This window comes from Belnapia arida (assembly GCF_016773205.1).
Lineage (GTDB): Bacteria > Pseudomonadota > Alphaproteobacteria > Acetobacterales > Acetobacteraceae > Belnapia > Belnapia arida.
The window spans coordinates 1-17,185 of the sequence record NZ_JAETWB010000022.1 but is presented as its reverse complement, the minus strand read 5'-3'; the positions used below and the strand labels follow the sequence as shown (position 1 = coordinate 17,185).

Annotated in this window: 14 protein-coding genes and 1 tRNA gene; 11 read left to right on the top strand and 4 right to left on the bottom strand. The window is 70.0% G+C overall.

Annotation, left to right across the window (positions count from 1 at the left end; genetic code table 11):
* Positions 1 to 104 precede the first annotated feature (104 nt).
* The 8 genes from JMJ56_RS24360 to JMJ56_RS24325 all read left to right on the top strand — a co-directional run bounded on the left by JMJ56_RS24360 (position 105) and on the right by JMJ56_RS24325 (position 11,121).
* On the top strand, positions 105 to 1,751 hold the full coding sequence (locus tag JMJ56_RS24360) for an acyl-CoA dehydrogenase (RefSeq protein ID WP_202834365.1): 1,647 nt from the start codon (positions 105 to 107) through the stop codon (positions 1,749 to 1,751).
* A 103-nt stretch (positions 1,752 to 1,854) separates the two neighbouring features.
* The gene (crtI, locus tag JMJ56_RS24355) at positions 1,855 to 3,444 is read left to right on the top strand and encodes a phytoene desaturase family protein (protein WP_202834364.1); all 1,590 of its coding nucleotides are present in this window, start codon (positions 1,855 to 1,857) and stop codon (positions 3,442 to 3,444) included.
* A 22-nt stretch (positions 3,445 to 3,466) separates the two neighbouring features.
* Positions 3,467 to 5,068: a phytoene desaturase family protein gene (locus JMJ56_RS24350; protein ID WP_202834363.1), complete on the top strand. Its 1,602-nt coding sequence runs from the start codon at positions 3,467 to 3,469 to the stop codon at positions 5,066 to 5,068.
* The gene (locus JMJ56_RS24345) at positions 5,065 to 5,862 is read left to right on the top strand and encodes a lysophospholipid acyltransferase family protein (protein WP_202834362.1); all 798 of its coding nucleotides are present in this window, start codon (positions 5,065 to 5,067) and stop codon (positions 5,860 to 5,862) included. The genes JMJ56_RS24350 and JMJ56_RS24345 overlap by 4 nt, the downstream gene beginning before the upstream one ends.
* Before the next feature lie 5 nt (positions 5,863 to 5,867).
* The gene (locus tag JMJ56_RS24340) at positions 5,868 to 6,968 is read left to right on the top strand and encodes a glycosyltransferase (RefSeq protein ID WP_202834361.1); all 1,101 of its coding nucleotides are present in this window, start codon (positions 5,868 to 5,870) and stop codon (positions 6,966 to 6,968) included.
* Positions 6,965 to 8,578, top strand: a complete 1,614-nt coding sequence (locus JMJ56_RS24335; protein WP_202834360.1) for a squalene/phytoene synthase family protein — start codon at positions 6,965 to 6,967, stop codon at positions 8,576 to 8,578. Before JMJ56_RS24340 ends, JMJ56_RS24335 begins: the two co-directional genes overlap by 4 nt.
* Before the next feature lies 1 nt (position 8,579).
* The gene (locus JMJ56_RS24330; RefSeq protein ID WP_202834359.1) at positions 8,580 to 9,794 is read left to right on the top strand and encodes a hydroxysqualene dehydroxylase; all 1,215 of its coding nucleotides are present in this window, start codon (positions 8,580 to 8,582) and stop codon (positions 9,792 to 9,794) included.
* On the top strand, positions 9,778 to 11,121 hold the full coding sequence (locus tag JMJ56_RS24325) for an aldehyde dehydrogenase family protein (RefSeq protein ID WP_202834358.1): 1,344 nt from the start codon (positions 9,778 to 9,780) through the stop codon (positions 11,119 to 11,121). The genes JMJ56_RS24330 and JMJ56_RS24325 overlap by 17 nt, the downstream gene beginning before the upstream one ends.
* On the opposite strand, the gene JMJ56_RS24320 is transcribed toward JMJ56_RS24325, so the two are convergent.
* Positions 11,118 to 11,879, bottom strand: coding sequence for a hypothetical protein (locus JMJ56_RS24320; RefSeq protein ID WP_202834357.1), 762 nt, complete (start codon positions 11,877 to 11,879; stop codon positions 11,118 to 11,120). The genes JMJ56_RS24325 and JMJ56_RS24320 overlap by 4 nt on opposite strands.
* Positions 11,880 to 12,045: 166 nt before the next feature.
* Between JMJ56_RS24320 and pip the strand changes: the two genes are divergently transcribed.
* The 3 genes from pip (at position 12,046) to JMJ56_RS24305 (ending at position 14,902) form a co-directional block, all read left to right on the top strand.
* Complete coding sequence (gene pip / locus JMJ56_RS24315; RefSeq protein ID WP_202834356.1) at positions 12,046 to 12,996, top strand: prolyl aminopeptidase; 951 nt, start codon at positions 12,046 to 12,048, stop codon at positions 12,994 to 12,996.
* 20 nt (positions 12,997 to 13,016) lie between these two features.
* A tRNA-Arg gene (locus tag JMJ56_RS24310) sits at positions 13,017 to 13,093 on the top strand.
* A 633-nt stretch (positions 13,094 to 13,726) separates the two neighbouring features.
* Positions 13,727 to 14,902, top strand: a complete 1,176-nt coding sequence (locus JMJ56_RS24305) for an MFS transporter (protein WP_328702464.1) — start codon at positions 13,727 to 13,729, stop codon at positions 14,900 to 14,902.
* A gap of 26 nt (positions 14,903 to 14,928) precedes the next feature.
* Here JMJ56_RS24305 and JMJ56_RS34120 read toward each other — a convergent pair whose 3' ends face one another.
* The 3 genes from JMJ56_RS34120 to JMJ56_RS34115 form a co-directional block, all read right to left on the bottom strand.
* Complete coding sequence (locus JMJ56_RS34120; RefSeq protein ID WP_407927943.1) at positions 14,929 to 15,390, bottom strand: recombinase family protein; 462 nt, start codon at positions 15,388 to 15,390, stop codon at positions 14,929 to 14,931.
* 829 nt (positions 15,391 to 16,219) lie between these two features.
* Positions 16,220 to 16,948, bottom strand: coding sequence for a CBS domain-containing protein (locus tag JMJ56_RS24295; protein WP_202834354.1), 729 nt, complete (start codon positions 16,946 to 16,948; stop codon positions 16,220 to 16,222).
* Between the two features lie 52 nt (positions 16,949 to 17,000).
* Positions 17,001 to 17,185: hypothetical protein (locus tag JMJ56_RS34115; protein ID WP_236038397.1), on the bottom strand; the 185-nt coding region annotated here is incomplete at its 5' end.

Here is a 17,185-nt window from a genome sequence, read left to right as displayed (position 1 = left end):
CAGGCCGAATCCGGCTTCGGTTCGCAGCCGATGCGGCTCGCACGGGCCGCATCGCGCTGTGCTAGGCTCGGCAAAACCGCCACCGGGGAGAGCCGATCCAGCCGATGACCCATGCCACGACCCCCGCTGAGGATCTCATCCTCGGCCTCACCCGGGTTGTCGACCTGCCCGGCATCACCGCCGCCACCGGCCTACCGATCAGCCCGGACGACATCACCGCGATCATCCGCGAGGCGGAGCGCTATGCCCGCGAGCTGCTCTGGCCAAATGCCCAGGCAGCAGACCGGCACGGCGCGATCTATGAGGACGGAGTCGTGCGCGTCCCGCCCTCCTACCACGCCGCCTACAAGGGCTGGATCGAGGGCGGCTGGCAGGGCCTCGCCGCGCCCTCCGAGGTGAACGGCATCCCGGTCGGCGGGCAGGAGCTGCCCCAGGCGCTGTGGATGGCGGTCTCGGAGCTCGTTACCAGCGGCGACATGGCCTTCAGCCTCTGCCCGCTGCTGACCGGCGGCGCCATCGAGGCACTGGCCCGTTTCGCCAGCCCCGCCCAGCAGGAGGCCTGGCTGCCACGCCTGGTCTCCGGCGAATGGACCGGCACCATGTGCCTCACCGAGCCCCAGGCCGGCAGCGACCTCTCCCAGGTCCGCACCAAGGCCGAGCCGGACGGCATGGGCGGCTACACGATCACCGGCCAGAAGATCTACATCACCTTCGGCGACCACGACCTGACGCCGAACACCCTTCACCTGATCCTCGCCCGCCTGCCCGATGCACCGCCCGGCACCAAGGGGATCAGCCTCTTCGCCGCTCCCAAGGTCCTGCCGGACGGGCGGGCCAATGCGCTGCGCTGCGGCGGCATCGAGCGGAAGCTCGGCATCCATGCGGCGCCGACCTGCGTGATGCTCTTCGAGGGCGCCGAGGCGCAGCTGGTCGGCGAGCCCAATCGCGGCCTCAACGCCATGTTCGCCATGATGAATGCCGCCCGCCTCGGCGTCGGCGTCGAGGGCGTGGCCCAGGGCGCCCGGGCCCTCGCTCTGGCGGAAGCCTATGCCGCCGACCGCATCCAGGGCGGCGGGCCGATCAGCCGCCATCCGGATGTCGCCCGGATGCTGGCCGAGATGCGCGCCATCACCCTGGCCGGCCGGCTGCTGGCGCTCGAGGCCGGCGCCGCGCTCGACCGTGCCCGCCTCTCCGGTGCCAGCGAGGCCCGCGTCGCCCTGCTGACCCCGATCGTGAAGTCCTGGTGCACCGATCGCGGCGTCGATGTTGCCTCGCTCGGCATCCAGGTGCATGGCGGCATGGGCTTCGTCGAGGATACCGGCGCCGCCCAGGTGCTGCGCGATGCCCGCATCGCCCCGATCTACGAGGGCACCAACGGCATCCAGGCCATCGACCTCGTCACCCGCAAGCTGTTCCGCGACGGCGGGGCGGAAATGGCGGCCGTCATCGCCGAGATCCGCGCCGCCGACCCGCGCCTCGCCGAGGCTGCCACGGCGCTGGAGCGGGCGACGGCCTGGATGCTCGACCGCGGCCAGCGTGACCCGTCCGCCGCCCAGGCCTCGGCCGCCGCCTATCTGGATGCTGCCGGCTGGACCATGGGCGGCTGGATGCTGGCGCGCGCCGCCAGGGCCGATGACCGCTACGCCCCACTCTGCGCCTTCTACCTGGCCCGCCTGCTGCCCCGCGCCGCCGCCCGGCTGGCGGAGATCGAGGCGGCCGACAGCCTGCTCGCCCTGCTACCCGCCGCGTGACGCGGCGGGTGCTTTATTGCGCGCTCGGACCCTTGCGGACGGCCGGTTGCACCGCATCTGGCCCAAGGCCGCTCCCTTCGTTTTGCCTGGATGACCGACGCGCATGAATGCACCGCTTGCCGCCCCCGCCCTGCAGGCCTCGCGTCCGCGTATCGCCATCATCGGGGCCGGTCCGGGCGGGCTGGCGGCGGCCATGCTGCTGGCGGCGCAGGGCGCCCGCGTCACCCTGCACGAGAAGGACGAGGTGGTCGGCGGCCGCACCCGCACGCTGACGACCGATGAGGGCTACCGCTTCGACCTCGGCCCCACCTTCTTCCTCTATCCCCGCATCCTCTCCGAGATCTTCTCGAGCTGCGGCGCCAGCCTTGAGGAGGAGGTGGCCCTCAAGCGCCTCGACCCGCAATACCGCCTAGTCTTCGAAGGCAGCGAGACCATCGAGGCCACCTCGGACATCGCCCGGATGGAGGCCGAGATCGCCCGGCTCAATCCGGGCGATGCCGCCGGCCTCCGCCCCTTCTTCGAGGCGAACCGCCGCAAGCTGGAAGCCTTCCGTCCGGTCCTGGAGAATGCCTTCTCCTCGCCGGCGCGCTTCCTCTCGCCCGGCCTGCTGAAGAGCCTGCCGCTGATGCGGCCGCACCAGACGGTGGACCAGGACTTGGCGCGGTACTTCAAGGACCCGCGGGTGCGGCTCGCCTTCTCCTTCCAGACCAAATACCTCGGGATGAGCCCGTTCCGCTGCCCGAGCCTCTTCACCATCCTCTCCTTCCTCGAATACGAGCACGGCGTCTTCCACCCTGTCGGCGGTTGCGGCGCCGTCTCGGACGCGATGGCCCGCGTCGCCGGCCGGCTCGGCGTCGACATCCGCCTCGGCTCGGAGATCGAGCGGATCAGCTTCGACGGTCGCAAGGCCACGGGCGTCGAGCTCGGCGGCACCCGCCAGGCCGCCGATGCGGTGGTGGTGAACGCCGATTTCGCCCATGCCATGCCGCGGCTGATCCCCGATGCGCTGCGCCGCCGTTGGCCGGACCGGCGCATCGCCAAGGCGCGCTACTCCTGCTCCACCTTCATGCTCTATCTCGGCGTGGAGGGAACATTTCCCGACCTCGCCCATCACACGATCCTGCTCGCCGAGGACTACCGCCGGAACATCGGCCAGATCGAGTCAGGCGAAATTCCGGACGTGCCGAGCCTCTACCTGCATCATCCCGGCAAGACCGACGACAGCATGGCGCCCGCCGGCCATACCAGCCTCTACCTCTTGGTGCCGGTGCCGAACATGCGCGATGCCGAGGAGCATGGCTTCGACTGGGAGGCGGAAGCGCCGCGCTACCGCCGCCTCGCCCTCGACCGGCTGAAGCTGCTCGGCCTGCACGACCTCGAATCCCGCATCCGCTACGAGCGCATGGTGACGCCGCGCGAATGGCGCGACGAATATGCCGTGGGCTTCGGCGCCACCTTCAACCTCTCGCACGATCTCGGCCAGATGCTCTGCTTCCGGCCGCGCAACCGCTTCGACGGGGTGGAGGGCGTTTATCTCGTCGGCGGCGGCACGCATCCCGGCAGCGGATTGCCGGTGATCTATGAAGGCGCGCGCATCAGCTCCGGGCTGCTGGCCCGCGACCTTGGCATGGGAGCCGTGCCGCAGGGCACCGGCTTCGCCGAGATCGCGCCCAGCTACCAGACCGCGCGCTAAGAACAGGGAAGGAAGACCAGCCATGGTCTCGCATGTGGTGGTGGTGGGTGGTGGCCTCGGCGGGCTCGCGGCGGCGGCGGTGTCGGCGGCGCGCGGTCACAAGGTGACGCTGCTCGACAAAAATCCATGGCTCGGCGGCAAGGCGGCGGTGCTGAACCTGCCCGACCCGGAGCGCCCCGGCAGCAACCAGGGCTTCCGCTTCGACATGGGCCCGACGATCCTGACGGTGCCGCGCGTCCTCCGCCGCATCTTCGCCGAGGCGGGGCGCGACCAGGCGCAGGACCTGCCGCTGATCCGGCTCGATCCGCAATGGCGCTGCTTCTTCGAGGATGGCACGCGGATCGACCTGATCGAGGACGTGGCGAAGATGGCCGCCGCCATGGATGCCTTCGCCCCCGGCACCGGCCAGGGCGCCGGCTACCAGCGCTTCCAGGCCGAGGCGCGGCGGCTGCACGAGATCTCGGAGAAATTCTTCTTCTGGAAGTCGGTCGAGGGCCTCTCCGACACCATCGACCTGAAATCCAATTTCGACCCGAACACCATGCGCGACGTGCTGGCGCTGCGCATGGGCAAGCGGGTGGCGAACATCATCCGCGGCCATGTGCCGGATGCCCGCCTCGCCCAGATGCTCGACCATTTCTGCCAGTATGTCGGCTCCAGCCCCTATCTGGCGCCGGCCGTGCTCTGCTCGATCGGCGACATGCAGGCGAGCGAGGGCATCTGGTATCCGAAGGGTGGCACCCGCGCCGTGGCCGAGGGCTTGGCCAACCTCGCCGCCTCGCTCGGCGCCGATCTCCGCCCGGGCGTCGAAGTGAGCGGCTTCGACATCGAGAACAACACGGTGAAGGCGGTCCGCACCGCGGGCGGCGAGCGCATCGCCTGCGATGCCGTCATCTCCAACATGGACGCCATCCGCACCTACACGGAGCTAGTTGGCGGCCCCGTCGGCCAGAAGGTGGCGAAGAAGAGCCATGAGCCGGCCTGCTCGGGCGTCGTGCTCTATCTCGGCCTCAACAAGCGCTACGACCACCTGGCGCATCACTGCTTCGTCTTCTCCCGCGATGCGGAGGAGGAGTTCGACGCCATCTACAAGCGCGGCATCCCGGCGGCCGACCCGACCGCCTATCTCGCCGCGCCCTCCGGCACCGATCCGACCGTTGCGCCCGAGGGCGGCGAGGCTCTCTACGTGCTGGTCCACACGCCCTGGCTCCGCCCCGGCCATGACTGGTCTAAGATGTTCGCCCCTTACCGGCAGACCATCCTCGACAAGCTGAAGCGCACCGCGGGGATGGAGGACATCGAGTCCCGCATCGTCACCGAGAGCGCACTGACGCCGGTCGACATCCATGAGCGCTACAAGGTGCTGAACGGCGCCATCTACGGGCTTGCCAGCCACGGCGCCTGGCTCGGCGCCTTCAAGCCGGGCAACCGCTCGAAGCGCATCAAGGGCCTCTACCTCGCCGGCGGCGCCGCCCATCCAGGGCCGGGCATGCCGATGGTGATGATGAGCGGCTGGATCGCCGCCGACAGCCTCGACCAGGATCTCGGCGGGCGCGGCATGAGCGCGGCGGCGCGGGAGGCCGGTTTGCCGGATGCCTTCCGCATGCCGCTCGCCGCCGAATGAGCCAGTCCGGGCCGACGGAGCTCTTCTCGCCGGCCCACTTCGCCTTCTTCCGCTTCATCTTCATCCGCCATGCGCAGCGGCGGCTACGGGCGGTGCGCCTCGCCAACTGGGGGGCGCCGCGGCCGGGGGAGGGGGAGGGACCGCTCGTCATCTATGCCAACCATCCTTCCTGGTGGGATGGCGTGGCCTTCATGATCCTCTCGACCGAGCTGCTGCCCGGCCGGCGCATGTTCATCCCGATGGAGGCGGAGGCGCTGTCGCGCTACGGCTTCATGCGCCGCCTCGGCGTCTTCGGCATCGAGCAGCAGTCCGCCCGCGGCGCCGTCGCCTTCCTCCGCACCGCGCAATCCGTCCTCGCCGATCCGGGCCACATGCTCTGGATGAACGCCCCCGGCCGGTTCTGCGACGTGCGCGAGCGCCCGGTCCCCATCGCCCCTGGCCTCACCCGCCTCGCCGAGCTGGCACCCAAGGCACGCTTCCTGCCCCTCGCCCTGGAATACCCCTTCTGGACCGAGGCGATGCCCGAGATGCTGGCCGGGTTCGGCCCTCCGATCCCGGCGGCGGAGCTGGCCGCGCTCGACCGCGAGGCCCGCACCAACCGCCTTCGCACCGCGTTGGAGGCGGTGATGAACCGCCTCGGCGAGGATGCCATCGCCCGCGACCCGGGCCGCTTCCGGGTGGTGCTGGAGGGGAGGGCCGGGATGGGCGGCATCTACCAGGGTTGGCGCCAGGCGAGGGCCGCGCTGCGAGGCGAGACCTTCGACCCGCGCCACGACCCGCGGGCCGGGGGCTGAGCGCGATGCTGCTAGCCTGGATCGCCCTCGGCCTCGCCGCCCTGCCGGCGCTGTTCGGCCTGCTGAATCTCTGGCTCCTGCCGCGCCTGCGGTCGCCCGGGGGCGAGCGGGAGGGGCTGGTCTCCATCCTCATCCCCGCCCGCGATGAGGCGGCCAATATCGAGGCCTGCCTCCGCGCCGCGCTGGCCAGCCGCGGCGTCGCCGTCGAGGCGGTGGTGATGGACGATGCCAGCCGCGACGGCACCGGCGAGATCGTCGCCCGCCTCGCCGAGGCGGATCCGCGGATCCGCCTGGTCCAGGCGCCACCCCTGCCGCCCGACTGGACCGGCAAGGTCCATGCCTGTGCCCGCCTCGCCGAGGCCGCGCGGGGCACCCACCTTCTTTTCATCGATGCCGATGTCCGCCTGGCGCCCGAGGCCGCCGCCGCCATGCTCGCCCATGGCCGCGCCCACCGTATCGCCATGCTGAGCGGCGTCCCCCGCCAGCTCATCGGATCGCTCGGCGAGGCGCTGACCGTTCCCGCCATCAACCTGCTGCTGCTCGGCTACCTGCCCGCGGTTGGTCGCGCCTTCACCCGCCGCGCCGACCTCGCCGCCGCCTGCGGCCAGCTCATCCTCTGCGACCGCGCGGTCTACGAGGCGGTGGGTGGCCATGGTGCCGTCCGCCACGTCCTGCATGACGGGCTGGCGCTCGCCCGCCGCTTCCGCGCCGAGGGCCACCGGACCGAGGTGGTGGACGGCGCCCCGCTCGCCACCTGCCGCATGTATGGCGGCTTCGCCGAATCCTGGGCGGGCTTCATGAAGAACGCGCGGGAGGGGATGGCGACGCCGCTCGGCCTGCCGGTCTGGACCGTGCTGCTTTCGGGGGCACATCTCTGGCCCTGGGCGCTGCTGCCGGCGCCCCCCGCCATCGCCGCAATCCTGCTCATGTTCGCCCTGCGCGCCGCCATCACCTGGCGGGCGCGGGAGCCCTGGTGGACGGTGCCACTGCACCCGCTGACGGTGCTCGTAGCGCTGGCGATCCAATGGGTGGCGCTGATCCGCTGGCTGCTCGGTCGACCGGCGGGCTGGAAAGGCCGCGCATATCCGGCCACAAAGGCGGCATGAGCAGCGCAGCCAGCATCGCCGTCACCCCGAACCGCGACCACGACACCGAGAATTTTCCGACCGCCTCGCTGCTGCTCGCCCGTCCGGCGCGGGCGCAGGTGATGGCCTTCTACCGCTTCGTCCGCACCGCCGACGACATCGCCGACAGCGCCGAGTTGCCGGCCAAGGAGAAGCTCGCCCGGCTCGATGCCATGGAGCGGAGCCTCGATGACCCCTCGATCCCGCTGAACCGGTTCGGCGTCGGCACGGCGGAGGCGCGGCTGATGCTCTCGGCCTTCCGCCAGGACGCCACCTGCGCCCGCTACGAGGACTGGGCCGCGCTGGAGGATTACTGCCGCCGTTCGGCCGACCCGGTCGGGCGGATGCTGCTCCGCCTTCACGGCGACGGCGACAACCGGGAGGCCAATGCCGCCGCCGACGGGCTCTGCACCGCCCTCCAGGTGCTGAACCACCTGCAGGACTTGGTGCCTGATCGCGACCAGCTGGATCGCATCTACCTGCCTCGGTCCTGGATGGGCCTCGCCGGTGGCGAGGCCGCGTTCTTCGACCCTGCCAACTCTGCCCGCCGCCGCGAGGTGCTCGACGCCGCCCTCGACCGCGTCGAGGAGCAGCTCGACCGCGCCACGGCCCTCCCGCGCCTGCTCCGCGCCCGCCGCCTCGCCTGGCAGAGCACCGTGACCATCGCGCTGGCCCGGCGCCTGCTCGCACGCCTCCGTGCCTCCGACCCGGTGCTCGGTCGCGTGGCGCTGGGCAAGGCCGATTTCGCCCGCGCCTTCGCCGCCGCGCCCCTGCTCGGCCCGCGCGACGCGCCGATCGTTGCAAGCCGCGTCTCCCGCGCCGGCTCCTCCTTCGCCCGCGGCATGGCGGCGCTGAAGGGCGAGCGGCGTCGCGCCCTCTGGGCCGTCTATGCCTTCTGCCGTGCCGTCGACGACATCGCCGACGGCGCCATGCCGGAGGCGGAGAAGCGCCGCTTCCTCGCTGATTGGCGGGGCAAGCTGGAACGGCCGGATTGCGTGCTCTCCCGCGAGCTTGCCTGGGCCCGCGACGCCTATGGCGTGCCGCTCGAGGAATGCAGGGCGATGATCGCCGGCATGGAGACCGACAGCGCTGACCGCCTCCGCCTCGCCACTGAGGAGGATCTCGACCTCTATTGCCGCCGCGTCGCCGGCAGCGTCGGCGCCATGGCCGTCCGCATCTTCGGCGCGCCGGAGGCGGAGGGCTTTGGCCTCGATCTCGGCCATACCTTCCAGCTCACCAACATCCTGCGTGACGTGGACGAGGATGCGCTGCGGGAGCGGGTTTATATCCCCCTCGACCTGCTGGCCGCGGAGGGCATCCCGGACGGGCCGGCGGAGGGGATCGTCCGCCACTCCCGCTTCGCCGCCATCTGTGCCCGGCTGGGGGAGCGCGCCCAGGCCGGCTTCGCCCGTGCCGAGGAGGAGATTCGCCGGTACAGCCCCGCTGCCCTTCGCCCCGCCGCCGTCATGGCCTGGGGTTATCGCCGCCTGCTCGACCGCCTGGTCGCCCGCGGCTGGGAGGGCGCGCGGCCGCGACCGCGGCTGACCAAGGGCGAGAAGCTGCGCATGGCCTGGATGGCGCTCGGCCGCTGACATGACCATCCATGTGATCGGTGCCGGCGTGGCCGGCCTCGCCGCCGCCCTACGCCTCGTGGACCGTGGCCGCCAGGTCGTGCTGCACGAAGCCTCGCCCGGTGCCGGCGGCCGCGCCCGCGCCCTGCCGGACGGCACCGATAACGGCACCCATGCCCTGCTCGGCGCCAATACCGCCGCCCTCGGCCTGCTGAAGCGGGTCGGCGCGCTGGAGGGTTGGGTGGAGCCGGAGCCGGCCGGCCTGCCCGTGCTCGACCGGCGCGACGGCCGTGCCTTCCGCGTCGCCCTATCGCCCTTCCATTGGCGCGACCCGTCGCTCCGGCCACCCGGCGTCTCAACGCGCTCCATGCTGGCGCTCACCCGCCTCGCCGCGCCATGGGGCGACCGGCCGGTGGCCGAGGCCATGGCCGCCCACCCCGAATTCCATCGCGGCTTCGTCGATCCGCTGGTGATCGCGGCGCTGAACACGCCCTCCGTCGAGGCCTCCTCCCGCCGGCTCGGTGCCGTGCTGCGGCGGATGGGTGGGCCAGGGGCGACGCGGCTGCTGGTCGCCCGCTCCGGCCTCGGCCCCGACCTCGTCGCCCCGGCGCTGGCTGCGCTGGAGGCCGCCGGCGCCGAGATCCGCTTCGGCGCCCGGCTGCGGCGGCTGGTGCAGCAGGGCGGGCGGCTTGCTGTGCTCGATTTCGGCGAGGATGCGGTGCGGCTCGGTTCTGGCGATGCCGCGGTGCTGGCGACGCCGCCTTGGGAGAGCCTCCGTCTCCTGCCCCATCTTCCGGCGCCCGAGGCCTATGCCCCGATCGTCAACCTGCACTATGCCCATCCCGGCTCGGGCCCGGTGCGCTTCCTCGGCCTGCTGGACGCGCTCTGCCAATGGGTGCTGGTGCGCCCGGCCGGCGTGAGCGTCACCGTCAGCGCCGGCGACGAGGCGGCGCGGGAGGACCAGGAGAGCCTTGCCCGCCGCGCCTGGGCCGAGCTGCGCGAGGCGGCGCTCGCCTTCGGCCTCGCCGGCGACTGGCCGGAGCAGGCGCCGCCCTGCCGCGTGGTGAAGGAGCGACGCGCCACCCCGCGCCACACCCCGGGGCCCCCGCCGCGCCCGCCCCGCCTGCCGCTGCCCAACCTGGCGCTAGCCGGAGACTGGACCGATCCCGTGCTCCCCGCCACCATCGAGGCCGCGACCCGCAGCGGCGAGGCAGCGGCCGATGCCCTCCGCGGCTGAGGCGCTCGCCGCCCTCCGCGCCATCGAGGCGCGGGACGGCCCCCCAGACCTCGCCCGCCGCCGCGCCCTCCTTGGCAAGCTGGCCGCCGTGCTGCTGCGCCGGGCCGATGAGGCGGCCGCGGCCATCGATGCCGATTACGGCGGCCGCAGCCCGGAGGAGACGCTGCTCGCCGAGGTGAAACTGGTGGTCGATGCCGCTCGACATGCAGCCCGCTACCTGCCTCGCTGGGCGCGGCCAAGCCGCGTCGCCGTCCCCTTTCCCTTCCAGCCCGCCCGCGCCTGGCAGGAGCCGGTGCCGAAGGGTGTCATCGGCATCATGGCGCCCTGGAACTACCCGCTCCAGCTTGCCCTGCTGCCGGCCGTGGATGCGCTGGCCGCCGGCAACCGCATCGTGGTGAAGCCCGCCGAGGCGACGCCCCGCACCGCCGCCCTTCTGGAGGTGCTGCTGGCAGAGGCGCTCGGCGCGGACATCGCCCGCGCGGTCCAGGGTGGCCCCGACATCGCCGCCGATTTCGCCGCCCAGCCCTGGGACCACCTGGTCTTCACCGGCGGCACCGCGACCGGGCGGCGCGTGATGCAGGCCGCCGCCGCCAACCTCACCCCGCTGACCCTGGAACTGGGCGGCAAATGCCCCGCCCTCATCCTGCCCGGCGCCGACCTCGCCCGCGCGGCCCAGGCGATCCTTGCCGGTAAGGCGGTAAATGCCGGGCAGACCTGCATCGCGCCGGATACCGTGCTGCTGGTCGGCCATCGCCGGGAGGATTTCGTCGCCGCCTGCCGCGCGACCGGCATCGGCCTGCCCGAGACTGCCGTGGTGAACGACCGCCAGGTTGCCCGCCTTGCCGGGATATGCGCCGGCGCCGCGCTGACGCCGCTGGCCGAGCCGGGCCCTGGCCACCGCCAGCCCCTGGCGCTGGCCGAGGCGCCGCCGGGCCATCTGCTGCACGAGGCGGAGCTGTTCGGCCCGGTCCTCGCCGTGCAGCCGCTGCCCGACCTTGCCGCAGCCATCGGTTGGATCGCCGCGAAATCGCCGCCGCTCGCCATCTATCTCTTCGGTGCCAAGGCGGTGGAGCGCGAGGCCGTTGCCGCCGGCACCAGGAGCGGCGCCATCATCGAGGGCCGCTGCGTCGAGTACGCCGCGTTTCCAAGCCTCGCCTTCGGCGGCGTCGGCGCCTCGGGCTTCGGCCGGCGCAACGGCGAGGCAGGCTTCCGCGAGTTCAGCAACCTCCGCGCCCGCGTCTCGCATGGTGGCTGGAGCCTCTCCCGCCTTCTCGACCCGCCCCGCACGGAGCGGGCGAAGGCCCTGGTGCGGCGGATCCTGCGTTAATCCCTGCCGAACCAGCGCCGCAGCCGGCCAAGGAAGCCCGTCGTCCCGCCCTTGGGCTGGCTCCGCTGATGCGTCACATGCGGCCGGCGCGCCGGCGGGGGGAGGGCGCTCGCCACCGTGTGCCGCCCGGCATCCTGCGCCGCGATCAGCCGCATCTCGAGCCCAACCACCTGCGCCACGGCTTCCGGCGTGTCCGCCTGGGCGAGGGCCTGGGCCGTCGTCCGCGCATCCTCCCAGGCCTCGGCCCGGCGCAGCGCGTCGATGATGCGTACCGTCTGCTCCTGGTCGAGCGGCGGCCCGCCCCGCCAGAGCGCCACGGCCTCGAGCCGCCAGAGCCGCGCCAGCTCCGGCTGGCCGAGATCGTCCGCCACCCAGGCCGCCTGGAGCGTCGCCTCGGCCGCGGCATGCAGCGCGCCCGTTTCCTCCAGCACATGGGCCCAGGCGAGGAAGCGCCGGGCGAGCGGCGGATAGGCTGCTTCCGCCATCAGCGCGCGGAAAGGCGCCGCCGCCACGGCCTGCGCCGCCGCCGGATGGGCGCGGGTGATGTTCGGCGCTGAATAGCCGCAGCTCGGGCATTGCTGGAGCCAGCGCGCCATGGTGGAGCGCACCGGCTCGCCCGGCCGCAGGTCGAGATCCGGTGCCTGTTCCGGCGGGCCGGGGCGGAACGGGGACTGCCGGCTGCCCGTGCCGCAGACCGCGCAGCGCGGCAGGGCTTCGGGTGCCGTCGGGCGTGAATGGGCGGGGGAGGGCGTGGCCATTGGCGCCAAGTTAGGGATGCTCTGGCGAAAGGCGAAGGGGCGCCGCGCGCCCAGAACCTTGCCGATGTCGGGAATCTGTCACTTTCCGGTGCCATGTGGAGGAAACCGCATGTCCGGACCCTGCGCTGGCAGTTGCCGAGCCGCCTCCGGCCGCGGATATTGGGACATGCCCCGCGGCGACCTCTTCCCCGATATCGCACCCTTCGAAACCGGCCTGCTGCCACTCGCCAGTGGCCATGTCATGTACTGGGAGCAGGTCGGCAATCCGCGCGGCCAGCCCGCGCTCTTCCTGCATGGCGGGCCGGGGGCGGGGGCCGGCGCAGTGCACCGGCGCTTCTTCGACCCCGGCCATTGGCGCGTGGTAATCTTCGATCAGCGTGGCGCCGGGCGCTCCCGTCCGCTTGGCGAGCTGCGGGACAACACCACGCCGCACCTGGTCGAAGACATCGAGACGCTGCGCCGCTTCCTCGGCATCGAGCGGTGGCTGCTGTTCGGCGGGTCCTGGGGCAGCACGCTGGCCCTGGCCTACGCCCAGGCGCATCCGGAGCGGGTGACGGGCTGCGTGCTGCGCGGCGTCTTCCTCGGTCGGCGCTCGGAGGTGGAGTGGTTCCTCACCGGCCTCCGCCGCATCTTCCCCGATGCCTGGGCCGCCTTCGAGGAACACCTGCCACCGGAGGAGCGCGGTGACCTGCTGGGCGCCTATCTCCGGCGGCTGTGCGACCCGGACCCGATGGTCCATCTCCCCGCCGCCCGCGCCTGGAGCCAGTACGAGGGCAGCTGCTCCACCCTGCTGCCGAGCCCGGAGACGGTGGCGAGCTTCGCCCAGGACCGCACCGCCCTCGGCCTTGCCCGGATCGAGGCGCATTACTTCGCGCATGATCTCTTCCTGCCGCGGGCCGGGCTGCTCGGCCATATGGACCGCATCGCCCATATCCCGGCCGAGATCGTGCAGGGGCGCTACGACATGGTCTGCCCGCCCGAGACCGCCTTCGACCTGGCCGCAGCCTGGCCTCGTGCCCGGCTGACCGTGGTGCCCGATGCCGGCCATTCCGCTCTCGAACCCGGTGTGCGCACGGCGCTGGTGAGCGCGGTGGAGCGGTTCCGGCGGCGCGGCTGATGTGGTAAGGCCCTGACTGGGTCTCCGTAGCTCAGCAGGATAGAGCACCAGATTCCTAATCTGGGGGCCGTGGGTTCGAATCCCGCCGGGGACACCAGCTTCGTTCTTGCAGGAAAAATCAGGCGCTTAGCCGTTCTTGGCTGAGCCGATCTTAGCAAAGGGTTGTAGCAGCCCCGGGACTTCGGTCCGTCGCACGAACTGGCCGGTTGCGTCTGCCTTGAGCCACTCCGTCATGCGCCCACGGCCTTCGTATCAGGACCATGAGGAACGGCGTGGCAGCGATGCCAGCCAGCGTCAGAAAGATGTCGCTAGCAAATCCGCCGACGCGGATATGCGCTAGCTCCTGCAGTCCTCAAGCCGCGTCTGCTTCTCAAACGCCGCTTGCTCAGCCGCCATCCCCTCCGCAAACGACATCGCATCCGATATCGGCATGCTCTCCGTCAGTTTAGGAAGCCGGAAGTAGCTCGGATGAGCCGTATTGACGGTCGACGGTTAGAAATAAAACCCCGAAAGAAAAGCCCAACATGTGGCATTTCATATTAGGGTATGGTGTAAGTTTTTCTGCGTATTGAAATTTGGATCTAACGCGATGCTGATTCAGATCTAGTAAATGCCTCCCTGCGGCTGTGCCTGAGCATGTTGCAGAGGCATCGGAGCAGCGGATACCGGAAATTCGTAATGCGAGTTGGCTGGTCCGGAACGGAAGCGGCTGCCCTTTGCTTTGGGCGGCATGGCTGACTCTCGTACGATGCTTCCGCCCCCGTCTGCGGCTCCCGCAACCTCCACCATAGACACCGGTCGAACCCGCCTCGCAACGCGCCTTACCTTCTTCGCCGCCGGCTTTGCCATGGCCTGTTGGGCACCCGTCGTGCCGTTCGCCAAGGCCAATGTGGGTGTCAGCGATGGGCAGTTGGGGCTCCTGCTCCTCTGCATCGGAGCTGGCTCGATCATCGCTATGCCCGTGACGGGCTGGGTCAGCGCACAATTCGGAGGTAAGCCCATGATCCTGGCCGGGGGCTTCGGGCTGGTCGCGCTCCTGCCGGTGCTTGCCGTCGTCGGCGATCCGTTCCTGCTCGCCGCAACCTTGCTTGGCTTTGGGGCGTCCCTCGGTGCCATCGACGTGGCGATGAATGTCCATGCCGTCGAGGTTGAAAAGGCTGCCGAGGGGCCGCTCATGTCCGGGTTCCACGCGATGTTCAGCCTGGGCGGCTTTGCAGGAGCGGGTGGAATCACCCTCCTTTTGTCCAACGGAGTTTCGCCTTTACCCGGCGTGCTTTGCGGTAGTGCAATTGTCCTGGCCGCGATTCTGGTGGCTTGGCCGCGTTTATTGACGGTCCAGGGCGGAAGCCCTCCCGCCTTCGTCGCACCCCGCGGCATCGTGCTCCTGCTGGCGGCACTTGCTGCCGTCAGCTTCTTAGTCGAAGGCGCAATCCTGGACTGGAGCGCGCTGCTCCTTCTCGGCCGCGATCTGGTCGATCCCGCGCAAAGCGGACTTGGCTACACGCTCTTTTCCATCGCCATGACCATCGGCCGGCTCACGGGCGATCGGGTGGTGCGAGCTCTGGGCAATCGGCAGACGCTCCTTTGGGGTGGCCTGCTCACGGTTGCCGGCTTCTTCCTGCTGCTTGCTATGGAGGGAATGGCAGCGCTTGCGGGATTCGGTTTGATCGGGCTTGGCACAGCGAACATCGTCCCGGTGCTATTCAGTCAGGCCGGGCGGCAGGCGGGGATGCCAGCAGGCCTTGCGGTGGCCGCTGTCACGACGATCGGCTACGCGGGCGTGTTGGCCGGCCCAGCGGTGATCGGCTTCGTCTCGCATGTGAGCAGCCTTTCGATCGCCTTCTGGCTGCTGGCGGGCTTGATGGCATTGGTTCCATTATGCAGCCGGCATGCTGCTCGGGCATGAAAAGCACATCAAGCGGTACGTTGCTTTTAGCTAACACAAGGAAGCATCACAATTGGCGCGCTGCGAAGTGCCATGATGGAAGCCTCCACATTCGGCACCGAACCCTTCAGCACCCGATAAACGCTCGCCCAGCCGGTCCCGAGGCGAGCCGCAATCTCGACCGGCCGCATGCCTTCAATCCGGAGCTTCCATACTGCAGCCGCTTGGCGCTGCGCGCTGGGCCGTCCCTGGTACTCGCCCTCAGCCCTCACCTCAATGCCCACGCGCTGCCGTTCGAGCTCTGCCACGAGGCCAAGTATTGTCAGCATCAATGGGCCGGTGCGCGTGCGACTATCGGCTCTGGATCCGCCCATAAACGGCACCCAAAGCGCGATGCCCTTGGCTCCAAGCGGCCCAATAGCGGCGAGCATGTCTGCGCCACTCCGGACGCATCTGTCGGGCTTGGCGACGGTGAGTGTGTCGCGCCCCCCGGAGAGAGTCCAAGGCACCTTCCAAGTGCTCCCTGCGCGCCACTGGCGACACCCGCTTCGCGAACACCCTCTCGCACCCAGCGTCCTTCAGGTCACACTCTGGCATGTCACGAAGCCAGGCACCTTGCTTAATGGTGGAGGTCCGCGCACAGCCGACTGTCAGGCCCATGGTTCGAGGCCCTATCCCCGTAGAGGGTCCCAGACGCGTCTCAATCGTCGACCTCATCCGTCGTATCGGCCACCTCGGAACACCCCACACAGTATGCTGCACTGATACAAATGCCGATGCATTTATCGCTTGTCACTCACATGTGAGTGAGGCATAGTGTGGATGTTCAGGCGTTGCCTTGGACGTCTCCTCCCAGTGGTTCAGCGCCGCGACCTGGGGTCGGGTGCTTCAACCCTAACTTGGGGCCGGCAGGAAACTGCCGGCCCTTTTTTTGTCGTTGAGGTTGGCTGCGTCGCGAAACGGACGCGTGCAGCTTCAATACCGTTCCACCCCCTTGGCTATAGACCCCGCCTCACATCGTTCAGGCGGGGTTCCGTTTACGAGATGCCGCGGCACCGTATGGCCTGAAATCAAGGCTGTGGGGCGAGCCGTAAACTTCGCGTTTCGGGAGCGTGATGCGATCGTTACCCGCCTGGGCGATCCGATGGCGAGCCGGCGGGGGTGGGCTTGGACCAGCCGTGCCACCCCGATAGCGGATGTAGCCAAACGCGTAACAATCCTGACAGAAGCCGGAGATCACATTGCCGGCTCTCATAGGTCCTGTCAGAGGCTTTGGACTGGCAGTCCGAACCCCGTAAGCTTGGGGAGCAGTACCCGGTCAAGGGCGCCGCTTACGGCTCAAGCCGGCTCCCACCTGTTCCGACTGCTGGTGCGGTCCACGACGCGCTTCACCCCTGGTACATTTTCGGCCAGCACATAGAGCGCGCGGCTGACCGCTTCTGAGCGGCTGAAGCCGAAAATTTCCACCACCCCGTCTTGCACATGCACGGCGGTATGAACCGTGTCCGCCCAAGGTTCTCGCTGCATGGCAGCGATGATGGCGCGGTGGATTTCGTCGTCGGTGGTGTTATCGGCCTGAGGCATCTCCTGCGAGACGAGAGCGCGGACAAGATCGGAGCGAGCAACGACACCAAGCAGCTTCCCGTCCTCGGTGATCGGCACGCGGCGAATTCGATGGTTCTCCATGATGCGGGCCACGTGGGCGGCGCTGTCCCTGGGGCTCGCCGTAACCACTCGCTCGGTCATGACCTCGCTTGCCTTGACGCCGTGGCTCCGGGCGTAACGGTCTGCCCTTCCAACCGGGCTGTCGAACAGACGCGATAACCATCCGGACGGCTGGTCGTCCTCATCGGCCAAGCGCCGGATCAGATCTGATTCTGTAACGATACCGAGCAGCGTTCCCGCCGTGTCAGTTACCGCGACAGCGGAAATGCCGCGATCGGAAAACATGCGAGCGATGGCGGCAACCGGCGTTTCGGACGAGACCGTCGTCATCCCAGCCGTCATTACGTCGCGGGCACAAAGCGAGGTCATGATGTCCTCCTTGTTCTTGCGCCTGGGCAGCATGCTCCTTCAGCGAGGGGCTGTTCTAGCGCCAACTTGGGGTAGTCAGGGCTATTCATGCATCATGCATCGCATTGCTTCTTTTCAACGGAGCTGGCAGCACGCTGTGGTGTTGCTGGTCGGGGCCATCCCGGCGCCGGTCCGGCATATGATGAGCAGCCAACCGGCATGGCGAAGGCGAGCGCATCGTGGAGATCGGCTCCGGCGCCGCCATCCGGCGCCATGCCGGTTCGCCGGGTG